Below are 15,997 nucleotides of genomic sequence, written 5' to 3' on the forward strand. Positions count from 1 at the left end.
CCGGTCGACGGCCCGTGATCCGACGGAGGGAGATTCGTCGACCCCCGCCGGGCGGGCGTGCCGCCACGACGAGAACCTCCCTCGAGCGAACGCCGTTCAAACGCCCCAGAAGAACGCGATCCCGAGCACGGTCACGACCGACAGCAACAACTGTAGCGGCGCGCCGATCCGGAAGTAGTCGCCGAACCGGTAGCCGCCGGGACCGTAGACGAACAGGTTCGTCTGGTAGCCGATCGGCCCCAGGAACGCGGTGCTCGCCGCGAACGTCACCGCCAGCACGAACGCGAAGGGGTTCGCGCCGATCCCCGACGCGGCGGCGGCCGCGACCGGGATCAGAAGGACGACGCTCGCGTTGTTGCTGATGACCTCCGTGAGCAGGCCGGTCATGATGTAAAACAGCCACAGCACGACCAGCGTCGGCAGGAACCCCGCCGTCGAGACGACGAGCCACGCGATGTAGGCCGCCGCGCCCGATCCCTCGAGGGCGATCCCGAGCGGGATCACGCCCGCAAGCAGGAAAATGACGTCCCACTCGACGGCGTCGTAGAGTTCGTTCGGGTGGAGCACGCCGGTGACGACCATCGCGACCACGCCCGCCAGCGCCGACAGCACGATCGGATAGATCTCGAGCGCCGCGACGGCCACGACGCCGATCATGATGGCGACGGCGATCGGCGCCTTGTCGGCGCGGTACTCGGGCCGGGGCGGTTCCCGGGCGACGATCACGTCGTCGCGCCGGGAGAGCCGATCCAGTGCGTCGGGCGGGGCCTGGACGAGCAGGGTGTCGCCGACCTCGAGTCGCCGGCCGACGATCCGGTCGGTGACGAGTTCGCCGCGGTGGCGGAGGCCGAGGACGGCGGCGCCGAACTCCTCGCGGAACCGCTCGAGGTCGAGGCGTTCGCCGACGAGTCGGGAGTCGAGCGAGACGACCAGTTCGGTGACGATGCCGTCCTCGTCGCCGTTCCTCCCGGGGCTACCGCCGTTCGAAAGCTCCGATGCGGCCGTCAGTCGGCCGACGAGTTCGGCGCCGGGAACGTCCTCGAGAGCCTCGATCGCGTCCCGGTCGGTCCGGACGACGGGTACGTCCCCCTCCCGGAGGCGGGTCTTGCGCCGGGGTGCGACCGAGCGGTCGTCGTCCCGGACCACCTGGACGACGTCGACGTCCGGCCCGAACGCGTCCGTGGCCTCGCCGACGGTTTCACCGACGAGCGGGGAGCCGGGGACCACCGCGACGTCGGCGACGTAGTTGCCGAGGTCGTACTCCTCGAGGTAGTCCGCCCGGGCGGGAACCCGCTCGGGTAGGAGGTAGTGGCCGACGAAGATCAGGTACAGCGAGCCGACGACCACGACGACGATCCCCAGTTGCGTGAACTCGAACATCGAGAACGCGCCGAGTTCGGGGTACTCGTCGCCAAGGCGTGCGCTGATGTCGCTCGCGAGCAGGTTCGTCGATGTGCCGATCAGCGTGAGCATGCCGCCGACCTGGGAGGCGTACGACAGCGGGATGAGGAGCTTCGAGGGCGAGGTGTTGCCCCGGTGTGCGACGTCGGTGACGACGGGGACGAGCAGGGCGACGACCGGCGTGTTGTTGAGAAAGCCGGAGACGGGGCTGGTTACGACCGTCGTCGCGAACAGCTGTTTCCGGACGCTGTCGCCGGCGTAAGACGCCATGCGGCGGCCGAGTTCCTGGACGAGCCCCGTCCGGGCGACCCCGCCGCTCAGGATCAACATCGCGAGCACCGTGATCGTTGCCTCGTTCGAGAAGCCAGAGACGCCGGTCGCCGGATCGACGCCGGTCCAGGGCTCGAGCACGACGAGGACGACGATCAGCAGGATCGCGGTGACGTCGATCGGGAGCCGCTCGGTGAGAAACAGGACCAAGGCGACGAGGACGACGCCGAAGACGACCAGGGCGTCGGTCGTCAGTTCCGGCCGCGTCGCCGCTTCCTGAGCCAGGACAGCACGAACCGCCATCGACTCGTTCGACACTGGCGGGACATGTAATAATTCTGCACGAAAGTCGAACAGTGTCGAACCGATGGGGGTTCCGGGATCGTCGCCTTTACTCGCGTCGGCCGCGCTCACTCGAGTATGAGTCAGGAAGACCCGGATGCGGATGCGGACGCGGACGCGGACGTATACGTGAACGCGGACGCGGACGCCGACGTGGGCATCGGCGAGGAGTTCGACGTCATCCCCGCCGTCGACGTGAAATCGGGGGAGGTCGTCCAGCTCGTCCAGGGCGAACGCGGCACCGAGAAGACGTACGGCGATCCGGTCGAGGCCGCCCGGCGGTGGGTCGAGGCGGGCGCGGAGACGCTGCACCTGATCGACTTGGACGGCGCGTTCGAGGGCGAACGCGAGAACGCCGACGCCATCGACGCGGTCGTCGACGCCGTCGACGTCCCGGTGCAACTGGGCGGGGGCATCCGGACCGCCGCGGACGCCGTCGATCTGCTCGAGCGCGGCGTCGATCGCGTCATTCTGGGCACCGCGGCGGTCGAAACGCCCGAGATCGTCGCCGAGATCAGCGACGACCACCCCGGGAGCGTCGTCGTCAGTCTCGACGCGAAAGAGGGCGAGGTCGTCGTCGAGGGCTGGACCGAGGGCGCGGGGATCTCGCCCGTCGAGGCCGCCGAGCGGTACGAGGACCTCGGGGCCGCGGCGATCCTCTTTACCAACGTCGACGTCGAGGGGAAACTCGAGGGCGTCGCGACCGACCCCGTCCGGGAACTGGTCGAGGCGACCGACGTACCGGTGATCGCCAGCGGCGGCGTCGCGACCCTGGAGGACGTGCGAGCGCTCGCGGACGCGGGCGCTGCCGCCGTCGTCGTCGGGAGCGCACTGTACGAGGGGGCGTTTACGCTGGGGGAGGCGCGGGCCGCGCTCGAGGACTAGACGCGACGGGCCGCCGCCCTCGTCGGAGACGAACGCCTTCTTACGCCCGTAGCCCGTACCCGCGGTCGTGCACCCGCGAGATCGCGACCGGGTCGTGCTCGCCGCGGTCGTCTTCGCCGTGCTCTTCTCGCAGCTGTTGCTGTATCCGGGGATCGCGACGCTGGTCGACGCGCTGGGGGCCGACGCGACGACCTCGCCGTTCGCCGAGACCAGCCTCGACGCGAGCATGTGGTTCCTCGTCGCCGAGTTCGGCGCGTACGTCGCCTTCGTCGGCGTCTGGGGGGCCGCAAGCGACGTGGTCGGGCGACGGACGCCGTTCATCGTCGCCGGGGCCGTCGCCGGTGCGGCCGGCTACGCGACGCTCGCAGCCGTTCCGACGATCGGAACGATCCCGTTCGAGGGCGTCCTCCTGTTGCGGGTCCTCCAGGGGGCGACGACCATCGGCGCGTTCTCGCTGACGATGACCATGCTGATGGACCTGGGCGGCGGCCACGGCCGAAACATGGGCGCGGCCGGGATCGCCATCGGCCTCGGGGCCGCACTCGGCGCGCCGGTCGGCGGCCAGCTGACCGAACGCCACGCGCTCGCCCCGCTTCTCGCCGCCGCGACGCTGCTGCTCTGTGTCGGCGCGCTCGTGACCGTCGTCGAGGACCGCTCCCCGGACCGTCGCCGTAGCGCCCGGGCGCTGCTCGAGGGCGTGCGTCGGCGGCCGACGCTGTCGATCCCCTACGCCTTCGGCTTCGTCGACCGGATGACTGCCGGCTTCTTCGCACTGGTCGGAACGCTGTACTTCCAGGAGACGTTCGGGCTCGGTGCCGGGGCGACCGGCCTCCTCCTGGCGTGTTTCTTCGCGCCGTTCGCCCTGTTACAGTACCCGATGGGGGCGCTGTCGGACCGGATCGGGCGAACGATCCCGATCGTCGTCGGCTCGCTGTGTTACGGGCTCGGCATCCTCGCCGTCGGTGCAGCCCCGACCGTGGGGATCGTGGCCGTCGCGATGATCCTCGTCGGCGTCCTCGGCGCCCTGGTCTCGCCGGCGACGATGGCGCTCGTGACCGACCTCGCCGACGAAGCCGAGCGCGGGGTCGCGATGGCCGGGTTCAACCTCGCGGGGAGCCTCGGCTTCCTCGGCGGGTTCCTCGTCGGCGGCACCGTCGCCGGCAGCTACGGCTACCACCTCGCTTTCCTCGCCGTCGGCGGCCTCGAGATCGGGATCGCGATCGTCGCGGTTCCTGCCTTCCTCCGGCTGTCCCTCGAGAGGGGGACGGGCGGCCGGAATCCGAAGACTGGGTCCTGAGCCGATCGGTTCGGCGACCGATAACTCGGTTACGTACTGCTATTGTCGTCTCGGTTGACATCCAATACGTGTTCGTGGCGAAACGAGGGGTAATCCTTGGTATGAGTGCGCATATCGACGTACAGATGGAGGGTGGCAATTTTTATGTATTCGCCCCTAACAGCAGAGCGATGACACGAGACAACGCGATTTCGCGCCGAACGGCGATGAAGATGACCGGTGCGGCCGCCGCGACCGCACTCGTCGCCGGCTGTAGCAACGACGAGGGCGGCGACGGCAGCGACGATGGCGGCGACGACGGCGGCGACGGCGGCTCCGACGGGTACGAGATCGAGCCCGGCACGATGATCGAACTCAACGCCCAGACCGCCGGCTGGGAAGGCATCGCGCCCAGTCAGATCGAGGGCGAGCAGAACCCGACCCTGATCCTGCAGGAAGGCGAAGACTACGAGATCGGCTGGCCCAACGAGTCCGACGGCTCCACCCACAACATCGAGATCCGCGACGACGGCGGCGACGTCGTCGACGACCTCTCGACCGAAGAGGACAACGAGCCCAGCGAGGACCAGGTCCTCGAGTTCACGGCCAGCAGCGAGATGGCCAGCTACGTCTGCAACCCCCACGAGACCACGATGATCGGGGACCTCGTCGTCGAATAACGCCGGTCATCGACCCGTTCTTTGCGGCTTTTTCGCCCGCCCCCGAAATCGCGTGAGCCACCGGTCCGTCGGTGATCGCGTCGTCTCCTCCCGTTTTGACGGTTTTCGAACTCGAGTCGGTCACAGCGGCCGCGTTCGACGGTCCGCCGTCGCAGCTACTGTCGCCATCACAACTCCCATACCCTCTCGCCGCGCAGTTGAACGTATCAGGTGGTTTGTGTGACCGACAAACGCGAATACACGGGCGACTACCCCGACAAGAAGTTGTACATACCCGGCCCGACCGAAGTCCGCGAGGACGTCATCGAGGAGATGAGCCAGCCGATGTTCGGCCACCGGATGGACCGGATGACCGACCTCTACACGACCATCGTCGAGGACACCAGGGAGTTCCTCGGCACCGACAACGACGTGATCGTGCTGACGGGGTCGGGAACCGAGTTCTGGGAGGCGTCGACGCTCAACCTCGTCGACGAGAACATCCTCGTCCCGACCTGCGGGAGCTTCAGCGAGCGCCACGCCAACGTGGCCGAGCGACTGGGCAAAACCGTCGACCGACTCGAGTACGAGTGGGGCCAGGCGATCAAACCCGAGGACATCCGCGAGGCCATAGAGACGAGCGACAAACACTACGACGTGGTCGCGACCGTGATGAACGAGTCCTCGACCGGCGTCCGGAACCCGATCGAGGAGATCGGCGACGTCGTCGCCGAGTACCCCGACACGTACTTCGTCGTCGACGCGGTGTCGTCGCTCGGCGGGGACTACGTCGATATCGACGAGCACAACATCGACGTCATCTTCGCCTCGAGCCAGAAGGCATTCGCCATGCCGCCGGGGCTGGCGATCTGTGTCGTCAGCGACGAGGCTTACGAGCGCGAACTCGAGAAGGAGTCGGCGTCGTGGTACGGCGGCTTCCAGCGGTGTCTCGACTATTACGACCGGAAGGGCCAGACCCACTCCACGCCCGCGATTCCGATCATGCTGGCCTACCGCAAGCAGATGAAGTACATGCTCGAGGAGGGCCACGAAGCGCGCGACGAGCGCCACCGCGAGATGGCCGAGTACACGCGCGAGTGGGCACGCGAGCACTTCGATACCTTCCCCGAGGAAGGGTACGAATCCCAGACCGTGAGCTGTATCGAGAACACGCAGGGGATCGACGTCGCCGAGACCATCGAGGCCGTCTCCGAACAGTACGACTACGTCTTCTCGAACGGCTACGGATCGCAACTCGGCGAGAAGACGTTCCGCATCGGTCACATGGGCGAACACGACCTCGAGTCGATCAAGGCACTGACCGACGCTATCGAGGACGTCGCCGGACTCTGATCGGTCGGCTGTACGCTTCGTCCACCCGTTCGAGCTTCTTCTCGACGTTTCGTGAGGAACTGGTCGGCCGTATCGTCGCACTGACCGTCTTTCCCGCTCGAGCGACTCGAGTGACTCGAGCACACTTTCGGCCCCAGTACCGAGTATAGACATCGTCGCCACCGCCGAGTGACGACGGCGTCCGCGACGAAACGATCGACAACTGTATCGAATTGTATAATCAGTTCGTTATATTGAGAAACGATGACGTGGTAATGATTACGTGGTCAGATAGGCTCTCTATAGCAAAAATTAATCCATGTTCCATGGTAGCATGTATCCATTCCTACCAGAGATGTGAAATGTTTTTATAGCCCGATACCGTATTTCGAATCGAGACAGGTAGCTCCCCGTCACGGGGCGCCACTCAGCACCCATGAGACAGCAACCACGCACCCCACGGACCAGCATCGTCAGCGAACCACCCTCGGCGTCGGCGACGATCGGCGGCGGAGTCGCGTTCGTCGCGCTCGTCATCGCCCTGCTCTGGGCGGTCAGTTACCCCGTCCTGGCGGCCTCCATCGCTCTGGTCGGCGCGGCCGCGGTCGGCGTCGTCCGCACCGGCGGACGCGCCCTCGCCCGTCGCCTCCACGGACGGATCACCGAACTCTCGATTCCCGGCGTCGCGACCGTCCGGATCAGCGTCTCCCCGAACTGATCGCGGTCGACGACCGCGGTCGTCCGTCTCCATCCATCCCTTCCATCCATCCCATCCATCTCCTGCCGTTTTCAGTACGTCACAGCGACCAGCGAACCGCCCGAGCACTCACGACGGGGTCGAAAATCGACGACGCCAGCGCTGCTGACCTCGAGAAGACGGTGAAAACGGAGTTCGATCGGGAGTCGTTACTGGATGTGGCCTTCTTCCCGGAGCTGGTCGGCCTCGCTCTTCTCGTAGCGCCAGGTGATGTCGGCCTTCTCGTCCTGCCAGTCCCAGGGCTCGACGAGGACGACGTCGTCTTCACGGATCCAGATTCGCTTTTGCATCTTGCCGGGAATGCGCGCAGTGCGTTCTTTCCCGTCGGCACAGCGTACTTTGACCCGATTCGCCCCGAGCATGTCGGTAACGGTCGCGAACACCTCGTCGTCGTCCGGCATTCGGAGGTTCTTCCGACCGTCGTTACCGTCCTCGCTCATGGCCCGGGGTTCGCGTTCGAACGGTTTAACCCTTTATCGATTTCGCCGGCCGAATCGCCGGCTGTCGCTGGCAAACGCTAGCTCGCTCTCTCTCGGGATCGAGAGTCGACGGAGACGGCCGACGACCGCCCGGAAGCCCGCCAACACCGAATCCCGGACTTCCGGAAGGCTCCCCGATTCCGGACGGAAGCCGGGAAACCACGCCGTTTATTTCCCTGCCCTGACCACTCGAGCGTATGCTGGACAAGCTCGGTCCGTTCGGACTCGTCGGTATCCTGGTGTTGCTGGCCGGAATCGGACTCATCGCGTACGCGAACTACGTGATCGCAGCCGGCATCGCGCTCGTACTGGTCGGCCTCGGACTGGTCGTAAAGTCGCTGGTCTCGAGCGTGCTCCAGAGCTTCGGAATGATGTAGCGCCCCCACGACCCGTTTTGCTGCTCCGACGCCTCGAGTCCGCGGCCTGACGGCTCTCTTTCAGATATCGAACGTCAGCGCGAAGTTCGCGAACTTGGCCGCCGTCGCCGCCGTGGTCATCAGTTCGACGACGTCCGCGTCCGTGTAGCCGAGTCGTTTCAGCTCGTCGAACTCTTCTTCGGTCACGTCGGCCGGCGACTGGACGCTTTTGACGCCGAACTCGATCGCCACGCGCTCGGCCTCCGGAAGTTCGTCCTTGCGGTTCTCGAAGTCCGCGGCCACGTTGAACCGCTCCGGATCCAGCTCCTCGAGTTCGGCGCTGGTCGTGTGCCACGCGATGCAGATCGACGCGCCGCGCTCGTGGGCGACGGCCGCCCCGAGCAGTTCCTTGAACCCGCGGCTCAGTTCCCCGTCGGCGAACACCTGTCCCTCCTCGGCCCACCAAATTTTGAACGTCTCGGGGTGGTGTGCGAGGACGCCGGTGAAGGAGAATCCCCAGTCCTCCTGGCCGTCGTACTTCTCGGGAACCTCCTCGTCCTCGAGCGCGCCGAGGATCGCTTCGGCACGTTCCATGTTCGCCTTCGCGGCTTCGGGGGCGTCCTCGAGGATTTCCTGGACGCGTGCGGGGCTTTTCGGTTCGACGCGCGGACCGGTCGCGTGCGGGTTGTCGATCGCCATACGGCCGTCATTTGGCGGGAGTCGACGTAAACCGGGCGTCCGCGGTGGTGCCGGCCGCGATCCGCGACGCCACCGAACGCGGATATCGGGTCACGACCCCGGAGAGGACGCTCCAGCGGCGCTCTCGAGGAGAGAAGACGAGTACGGGAAAGCTGCAAGTATCACCGTCCGGCCTGACAACGGATGAGGACCGCTGGAACGCCTTCAGACCTCGTTGTCGCCCGCCCGGTGTTCGCTGATCAACTGGTCGACCATCGCCGCCTTCCGGTCGCGGCGGCGCTCCTCCGCCCGCTCGTGCCAGTCGTCGATCACCGCCTCGACGTCCTCCTCGCGGGCCACGGCGAGTTCGTCGACCTCCTGCATCGCCACGTCGTCGGCCGGCCCGACCGGGATCTCGGCGTCGAAGAGGATCTCGTCGGCGATGTCGGAGAGCCCGCCGTTCTTCAGGATCACGCGGGGTTCGAAACCGGCGAGGAGTTCCGCCGTCGACCGACCCGCGCCGCTGGCGTCCCGCAGGTAGACCACGTCGCCCGGCGCGATGCCGTACTGCTCGTCGGCCTCCCGGATCGCGCCCTTGGTGAACTTCTCGACCACCTTGACCGGGACCAGCCCCTCCTTCTCGGCGGAGACGTCGCTGAAGTTCGAGTGATCAAGTTTCCAGAGGGCCTTCATCCGATCGACCTTCTTCTCGAGTTCCTCGACCTCCTCGCGGGCCTCGTCGCGTTCGTACTCGAGGCGCTCGGCCTTCCGCCGGTAGCGGGTCACCTCGCGGTTGCGCCGGACCTCCTTGCGCTCCTCGCGGCGGGCCTGCTCGAGTTCGGACTCGAGTTCGTCGATGCGGTCGTCCTTCTCCTCGAGACGGCCCTCGAGGGTCTCGACGTGGGACTGGAGCCGCTCGACCTGCTGCTCGAGGTCCTTGATCCGGCGTTCGTCGGCGGTGAGTTCGCGCGGTTCGTGCTCGGTCGTCTCCTCCTCGCCGCCGTCGTCGTCCTCGAGGTCGGCGAGGACGGCCTCGACGCTCTCCTCGCCGGCGACGACGCGGGCGGTGACCTCCCCCCGGTCGACCCCCGGCGGGAGCTTCGCGGCGATGCGCTCGAACTGGTCCTCGTGGGCGTCGACCGCGTACAGGGCCGCGGCCATCGCGTCGCGCTGGTGGTCGTCGTCGTAGCTGTGGTCGCGGGTCCGGTGTTGCTTCTCGTCGACGGGGAGATCCGTCTCGGGCGTCCAGCCCGCGGCGTCGAAGCTCCGGCGGAACTTCTCGACGGTCTCGGGCATCGGCGTCACGTCGGCCGCGACGACGATGGGCCGCCCGCGCTCGACGATCCACTCGATCACCTCGGCGGTGTCGCTGGTCCGGGAACTCCAGACGTCTAACACCTCGCCCTCGAGGCCGACGATGGCGACCGCCGTCGTCGTCCCGGGATCGATGCCGACGACGACGTGGTCGCGGCGCTTCGCGAGCGGCCGGAACTCGATCCCGTCGCGGCGCCGTCGTTCGATCTCGACGCGAACGTCGCCCGACCGGTTGCGCGAGACCGGGATGTCCTGCGGGCGGGCCTCGACCGTGAACACGGCGTTGGCGAACCCGCCGTAGGCCTCGCGGACCTCCCGCTCGTACTCTAAGTTCGCGTCCTCGAGTTCGGACTCGACCTCGCGGGCCCGCTTTTTTACGGAGCCGTGGATGCGGCGGGTGTAGCGGTCCTCGCTCCAGCCGCCGCTGCCGGTCGAGCGGCCCCGGGCGACCTTGACCTCGGTGGTGTCGGTGAACGCGGAGACCTCGTGGCCGACGTTGTGGGCCGCCAGGCGGGCCGCGGCCTCGGCCTCCCGCATCGGCTCCTTCCCGTAGGGGATTCCGTGGCGCTTGGCGACGCGGGAGAGGGGTTCGGGCTGTTCGGCCCCCGTCACCTGGACGAGTCTGGTCCCCGCGGGCAACGAGCCCAGAAAGTGGATCAGTTCGTCCTTGTCCGCCGCCAGCTCGTACATGTTGTCCGTGGCGACGATCGCCGGCTCCTCGTCGTCGATGAGTCGCCTGAGTTTCCGGTGGGAGACGACGTCCCGGGCGAGGTCGTCGCCGTCGTACCGGACCAGGGCGTAGGAAGGGGCGTCGCCCCGCACGTCGCCGCTCTGGACGTCGACACCGAAGACGACTGCATCGAGGGCACTCGTTCGCGTACTCACGGACGGGCCTAGGGGCGAGTCGGCTATAAATCCGGCGCGGGTCCACAACGGAAGCGACTGCCCGGGCCCGACCCCGGCGCTTGCCAGCCCCGAGGGTTTGAGCGGACGCGACGTCGCTCGGGTATGGGGGGCGTCTACAGCTGTCGGTCCTGTAACGCCCATTTCAAGGCGACCCGGCGACAGTGTTCCGTCTGCGGGACGGCCGGGATGGAGACCGACCGGGAGACGTGCGTGAGCTGTGGCACGACCCTCGCTGATTCTCCGGTCCAGCAGTGTCCGCGCTGTGGCTCGAGCGACGTCGAACTGATCGCCAGGGAGTGAGCCGGCGATGGGGATCACCCCTCGCCCGTCGTCACGAACCGCACCTGGACCGCGACCCGCTCGTCCGCGTGCCCGTTGATGTTCGTGTCCAGCGTCGAGATCAACTCCTCGTCGTACACCCCCGGCGGGCCGCCGACCTCGATCACGACGACGTCGATCTGCTCGGTCGCGTCGAGCGACGCGTCGAACGGCGCGCCGCCGTTTCGTACCTCCACGGTCAACTCGAGCAGCGTCGCCTCGTCGTGTTCGGCAAGGACGGCTTCGGCCTCCTGGGTCGCCGTCTCCTCGAACGAGGAGACCTGATAGGAGGTGAACGTGACCCCGGCCAGGAACATCGACAGCAGGACGATGACGGCGACGAAGACGGCGATCTGTTTGACGAACTGTCGCTGTGCCGCCGAGATCTCGAACCAGCTTCCGGGACGGTAGCCCAGATACCGCAGCGTCACGAGCCCTGCGAGGTTCACGCTCAGCAGGTTCACCAGCACGAGCACCGTCGATCCGAGCGCCGCGACCGGTAACCCCCACGCGATGGCGATGCCGGCAGCGGCCATCGGCGGCACCAGCGCGGCCGCGATCATCACGCCGACGATCGCGATCGAGAACCCCGTCGCGAGGCTGAGCACGCCCGCCGCGCCGGCACCCAGCGCGACGGGAAGCAGGAGTAGCTCGGGGGCGATCCGTTCTGACACCTCGTCGATCTCGGTGATCTCGATCCCCGGCGGCACGAGCAGGGTCGATTGGATGAGCCAGGCAACGACGGCCGCGGCGGCGATCCCGCCGGCGACGCCGATGAACTGGTAGCGCATCCCCGTCGCGAACACGTCCCGGTCGTTGACGACCGTGCCGATCGAGGTGCTCAGCGCCGGCCCGATCAGCGGCGCGATCACCATCGAGCCGACGACGACCGCCGGCGAGTCGAGCAGGAGCCCCACCGTCGCCACGACGGCGCTGATCAGCGTCATCGCCAGGAAGACGCTGAACGTCGGCGTCAGCTCGTTCGCCTGGGTGAGCAACTCCTGTCGGGAGATCTGCTCCTCCTCGACGCTCTCGGTGGCGTACTCCTCCTGGAGTTCGTCGAACTGTCTGGAGGCGACGGTCTCGGCGTCGACGACGACGGTGTAGGACTCCTCCTCGACCCCGACGTCCCGCAGCGAATCCAGAACCGGCTCGACGGCGTTCGTCGGTACCGGGAAGAAGACGACGGCGTCGTAATCCCGGCTGCTGGTCTCGTCGGTCACGACGTAGTCGATCCCCTCCTCGTCCAGCGACTCGAGGACCGCCCGGCGCTTCCCGGTCGGGATCGTGACCTGGATGTGACGCATCCCGGGCACGTACGCTCTCCAGGCGAAAACCGTCTGTGTCGGAAACTGCGGGTCCGCCCGAACGCGAGCGGCGACGCTCCGCCGTCGCCGGACCGGTCAGTCGTCCTCGTGCTCCGGGAACGGAATCTCGAGTTTCTGGCCGTCCTGGGGTACGAGGACCTCGCCGTCGAAGGTCTCACGGGCCTCCGCGAGGTGGCCGTCGACGCCGCCCGTGTACCGCGAGGAGATGTGGACCAGGGCGAGCCGTTTCGCGCCGGCCCGGCTGGCGATTTCGGCCGCGCCGCGGGCCGTCGAGTGGGCCGTCTCGCCGGCCCGGTCCGCGCGGTCGTCGGCGAACGTGGCGTCGTGGATCAACAGATCCGGCTCGTCGGCGACCTCGATCGTCCGCACCGTCGGGCGGGTGTCGCCCGTGTAGACGATCGACCGGCCCGGCCGCGGATCGCCGACGACCTGGTCGGGTTCGACGACGGTTCCGTCCTCGAGTTCGACGGGTTCGCCCTCGTGGAGCCTCGAGAACTTCGGGCCCACCGGCACGCCGAGTTCCTCGGCGCGCTCGCGGTCGAACCGGCCCTTGCGGTCGTCCTCGACGAGCGCGTAGCCGACCGAGCGGGCGTCGTGGTCGGTCTCGAACGCCCGGACTTCGTAGTCGTCGGCCCGATAGGCCACGTCGCCGTCACCGACCTCGCTGATCCGGACGGGGAAGTCGGGGCGGTTGCCGAGGGCGTTGACCAGCCCCTTGAGCTGGCGACGGGTGCCCTGGGGGGTGTGGATCGCGAGCGGCTCCTCGCGGTCGTTGAAGTCCATCGTCTGGAGGAGCCCGGGGATTCCGAGGACGTGATCCCCGTGGAGATGCGTGACGAACAGATGGGAGACGGAAAAACCCGTACCGAACCGCATCATCTGACGCTGGGTCCCCTCGCCGGCGTCGAACAGCAGCTCTTCCCCTTCGCGGGAGACGTGGATCCCGCTCGGATTCCGCTCCGTCGTCGGGACGGCCCCGCTGGTACCCAGAAACGTCACGCGTAGTGGCATCGGTACACCCTCGACGGGCCGGGGCTAAACCGGCTTCGATCGCCGGTCATCGGCCGCGTGACACCGGCCCCGGTGAACCCGAAAGGCCGGGCGACACAAGCGACGCCGCAGTAAGGTCCGACTATGCGAATTAAGCGCCCGGAACCGCTCGGCATTCTGCGAACGGAGGGGGCGTTTTACGTCGTTGCAGTTCGTACCTGCGGCACCGACAGCGACGGCCGAATCGGTACCGGCGGCACGGTCGTACGGTCGTGCCCCGGCCGACGACGGCGAGCGCGTCGACCGCGACCCAGTCAATGAGCACGAGATCGACTTTCGGCACGGCAAAGCGGATCGTCGCCATCTTGATCGCGATCGCGATCGTCCTCGCCGCGGGGATCGTCGTCGGGCAGGCCCCCGCGATCTTCGGCGTCGAGGAGTCCCCGACGGCGTCGATCACCTTCGAGGACCAGGAGGCGAACGGCACCGTCGTCACGATCGACGAGGTGAGCCTCTCGGACGGCGGATTCGTCGTCATCAGCAGCGGCGACGAGACGCTTGCCGTCTCCGATCGCCTCGAGGCCGGCACCCACGAGAACGTGACCGTCGAAAGCGAAGACGGGGAGCTGGTCGGACAGCTCACCGCGACGGTCCACCGGGATACGACCGAGGACGACCGCTACGCCTACGAGGAGACCGACGGCGAGGAGGACCGACCGTACCTCGCCGACGGGTTCCCCGTCAGCGACACGGCGACGGTGACCACGCCCGGCGGGGGCGACCCGCTCGCCGAGTCGTTCACCGTCGACTCCCTCGAGGTGCCGACGACGGCGACGACCAACGAGACGATCGAGGTCGTCGCCGAGGTCGAGAACCCGACCGAACTCGACGCCCAGCAACGCGTCGAGTTACGCATCGACGGTCGCGTACTCGAGTACCAGGTGCTCGACCTCTCCGCCGGCGAGTCGACGAACGTGACCTTCGCGTTCGACACCCGCGGCACCGCACCCGGCGAGCGAACGGTCGGGATCTACACCGACGCCGACGGCGAACTCGAGACCGTCGAGTTCGAGTTCCATACCGACCCGTCGGTGTCGGTCACCGACGCCGACGAGGACAACGTGACGACCGACGTCGCGACGCCGGCCGACGGCTTCGTCGCGGTCGTCGACGCCGCGGACAACGTCACCGAGGGCGGCGACCTCGTCGTCGGGCCCGGGGACGTCCTCGGTACGAGCGAGGCCCTCGGGCCTGGCGAACACGAGAACGTGACGGTACCGTTCGACGAGAACGCGACCGTCGACGAGGACGACGAACTGGCGGCGGTCCTCTACGAGGGCGATCCGGACGACCTCGAGGGGGCGTCGGCGGTCGAACGCGACGGCGAGCCGGTGGTGACGCCGTTTACGATCGCCGGCGGCGAACTGCCCGCGGAGGCCGTCGGGGAGGACGGGTCGGACGGCGGGCTCGGTAACGAAACCGACGACACCGTCGAGGTCGAGGCCGAAGCGGCCGACGGCGGCTCGTAGTCACAACCGACCGATTCTTACCCGCCCCGTTCCTACCGGCGACCGATGGACGCGCCGCTGTGGACCGACACGTACGCCCCCGAGCTGTCCGAGCTACCGCAGGACGACGCTCGCGAGTACCTCGAGCAGGCCGTCGACGAGCCGATGAACCTCCTCCTGCAGGGGCCGCCCGGGAGCGGCAAGACCGCGGCGGCGCGTGCGCTGGCCGAGGAAGCCCACGTCGATCCCGACAACGACCTCGTCGAGATCAACGTCGCCGACTTCTTCGGCCGGACGAAAACGGAGATCAAGAACGACCCCCGGTTCGAGCAGTTCCTCGTCGGCCGGTCGTCGATGTCCAAACGCGACATGATCAACCGCGTCCTCAAGGAGTCGGCCAGCTACTCCTCGGTCTCCGGCGAGTACAAGACGATCCTGCTCGACAACGCCGAGGACGTCCGCGAGGACTTCCAGCAGGCCCTGCGCCGGATCATGGAGCAACACCACAGGACGACCCAGTTCGTCATCGCGACCCGCCAGCCGACGAAGCTCATCCCGCCGATCCGCTCGCGGTGTTTCCCCGTCTCCTTCCGCTCGCCGACCAGCGACGAGATCGAGACCGTCCTGATACGGATCCTCGAGGCGGAAGACGTCGAGTACGACGAGGACGGCCTCGAGTTCGTCGCCGGCTACGCCGACGGCAACCTCCGGCGGGCGATCCTCGCGGCCCAGACGACCGTCGAGGACGAAGGCGAGTTGACGATGACTGCGGCCTACGAGACCATCGGCGAGGTCGGCATCGACGATCGGATCGAGTCGATGCTCGACGACGCCGAGGCCGGCGAGTTCACGGACGCCCGGTCGACGCTGGACGACCTCCTGATCGACGAGGGGCTCGACGGCGGGGAGGTCCTCGATGCGGTCCTCAGGGTCGCCCGCAAGCGATACCAGGGCGAGCGGCTCGCGCGGATCCACCGGCTCGCGGGCGACGTCGAATTCGAGATGCACGAGGGGACGAGCGACCGGATCCACGTCTCGCGGCTGCTCGCCGAACTCGGACGGGACGACTGAAATTCTCGTCGCGGCGATACACCGACCCATTCCTATATCGGCCGTTTTCGACGCTCAATCGTGCTCTCTCCGACGATCGACCGACGTCTCGAGACGAAAAGTCAGCCGCCCGACCTAACAGTGCGGC

15 protein-coding genes are annotated in these 15,997 nt (G+C 67.6%); 9 read left to right on the top strand and 6 right to left on the bottom strand.

The annotated features are described in order from the left end of the window. Positions 1-96 precede the first annotated feature (96 nt). Positions 97-1,974 carry an SLC13 family permease gene (locus BM113_RS11370; RefSeq protein WP_089788351.1) on the bottom strand — a complete coding sequence of 626 codons (1,878 nt, stop codon included), beginning with the start codon at positions 1,972-1,974 and terminating at the stop codon, positions 97-99. 117 nt (positions 1,975-2,091) lie between these two features. On the opposite strand from BM113_RS11370, the gene hisA reads away from it, so the two are divergent. The 5 genes from hisA (at position 2,092) to BM113_RS11395 (ending at position 6,883) form a co-directional block, all read left to right on the top strand. Further along, entirely contained in the window at positions 2,092-2,898 is an 807-nt protein-coding gene (gene hisA / locus BM113_RS11375) for a 1-(5-phosphoribosyl)-5-[(5-phosphoribosylamino)methylideneamino]imidazole-4-carboxamide isomerase (protein ID WP_245758031.1), read from the top strand. Between the two features lie 67 nt (positions 2,899-2,965). Continuing rightward, the gene (locus BM113_RS11380; RefSeq protein WP_089788091.1) at positions 2,966-4,195 is read left to right on the top strand and encodes an MFS transporter; all 1,230 of its coding nucleotides are present in this window, start codon (positions 2,966-2,968) and stop codon (positions 4,193-4,195) included. 170 nt (positions 4,196-4,365) lie between these two features. Beyond that, positions 4,366-4,854, top strand: coding sequence for a plastocyanin/azurin family copper-binding protein (locus BM113_RS11385; RefSeq protein ID WP_089788093.1), 489 nt, complete (start codon positions 4,366-4,368; stop codon positions 4,852-4,854). A gap of 219 nt (positions 4,855-5,073) precedes the next feature. Continuing rightward, positions 5,074-6,186, top strand: coding sequence for a pyridoxal-phosphate-dependent aminotransferase family protein (locus BM113_RS11390; RefSeq protein WP_089788095.1), 1,113 nt, complete (start codon positions 5,074-5,076; stop codon positions 6,184-6,186). Positions 6,187-6,601: 415 nt separating this feature from the next. Next, positions 6,602-6,883, top strand: a complete 282-nt coding sequence (locus BM113_RS11395; protein ID WP_089788097.1) for a hypothetical protein — start codon at positions 6,602-6,604, stop codon at positions 6,881-6,883. Positions 6,884-7,071: 188 nt separating this feature from the next. Here the strand turns inward: BM113_RS11395 and eif1A are convergent, their stop codons facing one another. Beyond that, positions 7,072-7,362 (bottom strand): translation initiation factor eIF-1A, encoded by a 291-nt coding sequence (gene eif1A / locus BM113_RS11400; protein ID WP_007141441.1) that lies wholly within the window; start codon positions 7,360-7,362, stop codon positions 7,072-7,074. Between the two features lie 236 nt (positions 7,363-7,598). Here eif1A and BM113_RS11405 point away from each other — a divergent pair, with 236 nt between their 5' ends. Further along, positions 7,599-7,778 carry a DUF7470 family protein gene (locus tag BM113_RS11405; RefSeq protein ID WP_007141440.1) on the top strand — a complete coding sequence of 60 codons (180 nt, stop codon included), beginning with the start codon at positions 7,599-7,601 and terminating at the stop codon, positions 7,776-7,778. Between the two features lie 60 nt (positions 7,779-7,838). On the opposite strand, the gene BM113_RS11410 is transcribed toward BM113_RS11405, so the two are convergent. Both BM113_RS11410 and BM113_RS11415 read right to left on the bottom strand, forming a co-directional pair. Beyond that, on the bottom strand, positions 7,839-8,456 hold the full coding sequence (locus BM113_RS11410; RefSeq protein WP_089788099.1) for a carboxymuconolactone decarboxylase family protein: 618 nt from the start codon (positions 8,454-8,456) through the stop codon (positions 7,839-7,841). A 204-nt stretch (positions 8,457-8,660) separates the two neighbouring features. Continuing rightward, entirely contained in the window at positions 8,661-10,634 is a 1,974-nt protein-coding gene (locus BM113_RS11415) for a DUF460 domain-containing protein (RefSeq protein WP_089788101.1), read from the bottom strand. A gap of 123 nt (positions 10,635-10,757) precedes the next feature. Here BM113_RS11415 and BM113_RS11420 point away from each other — a divergent pair, with 123 nt between their 5' ends. Beyond that, positions 10,758-10,955: a hypothetical protein gene (locus BM113_RS11420; protein WP_007141437.1), complete on the top strand. Its 198-nt coding sequence runs from the start codon at positions 10,758-10,760 to the stop codon at positions 10,953-10,955. Positions 10,956-10,969: 14 nt separating this feature from the next. Here BM113_RS11420 and BM113_RS11425 read toward each other — a convergent pair whose 3' ends face one another. Together BM113_RS11425 and rnz are read right to left on the bottom strand one after the other, a co-directional pair. Further along, positions 10,970-12,280 (bottom strand): TIGR00341 family protein, encoded by a 1,311-nt coding sequence (locus BM113_RS11425; protein ID WP_089788103.1) that lies wholly within the window; start codon positions 12,278-12,280, stop codon positions 10,970-10,972. A gap of 96 nt (positions 12,281-12,376) precedes the next feature. Continuing rightward, positions 12,377-13,312: a ribonuclease Z gene (gene rnz / locus BM113_RS11430; RefSeq protein WP_089788105.1), complete on the bottom strand. Its 936-nt coding sequence runs from the start codon at positions 13,310-13,312 to the stop codon at positions 12,377-12,379. A 296-nt stretch (positions 13,313-13,608) separates the two neighbouring features. Here rnz and BM113_RS11435 point away from each other — a divergent pair, with 296 nt between their 5' ends. After that, positions 13,609-14,820, top strand: a complete 1,212-nt coding sequence (locus tag BM113_RS11435) for a DUF7282 domain-containing protein (protein ID WP_089788108.1) — start codon at positions 13,609-13,611, stop codon at positions 14,818-14,820. Positions 14,821-14,865: 45 nt separating this feature from the next. After that, positions 14,866-15,870, top strand: coding sequence for an AAA family ATPase (locus BM113_RS11440; protein ID WP_089788110.1), 1,005 nt, complete (start codon positions 14,866-14,868; stop codon positions 15,868-15,870). Positions 15,871-15,997 lie beyond the last annotated feature (127 nt).

The sequence above is a fragment of the Natronobacterium haloterrestre genome, from assembly GCF_900112205.1.
GTDB lineage: Archaea > Halobacteriota > Halobacteria > Halobacteriales > Natrialbaceae > Natronobacterium > Natronobacterium haloterrestre.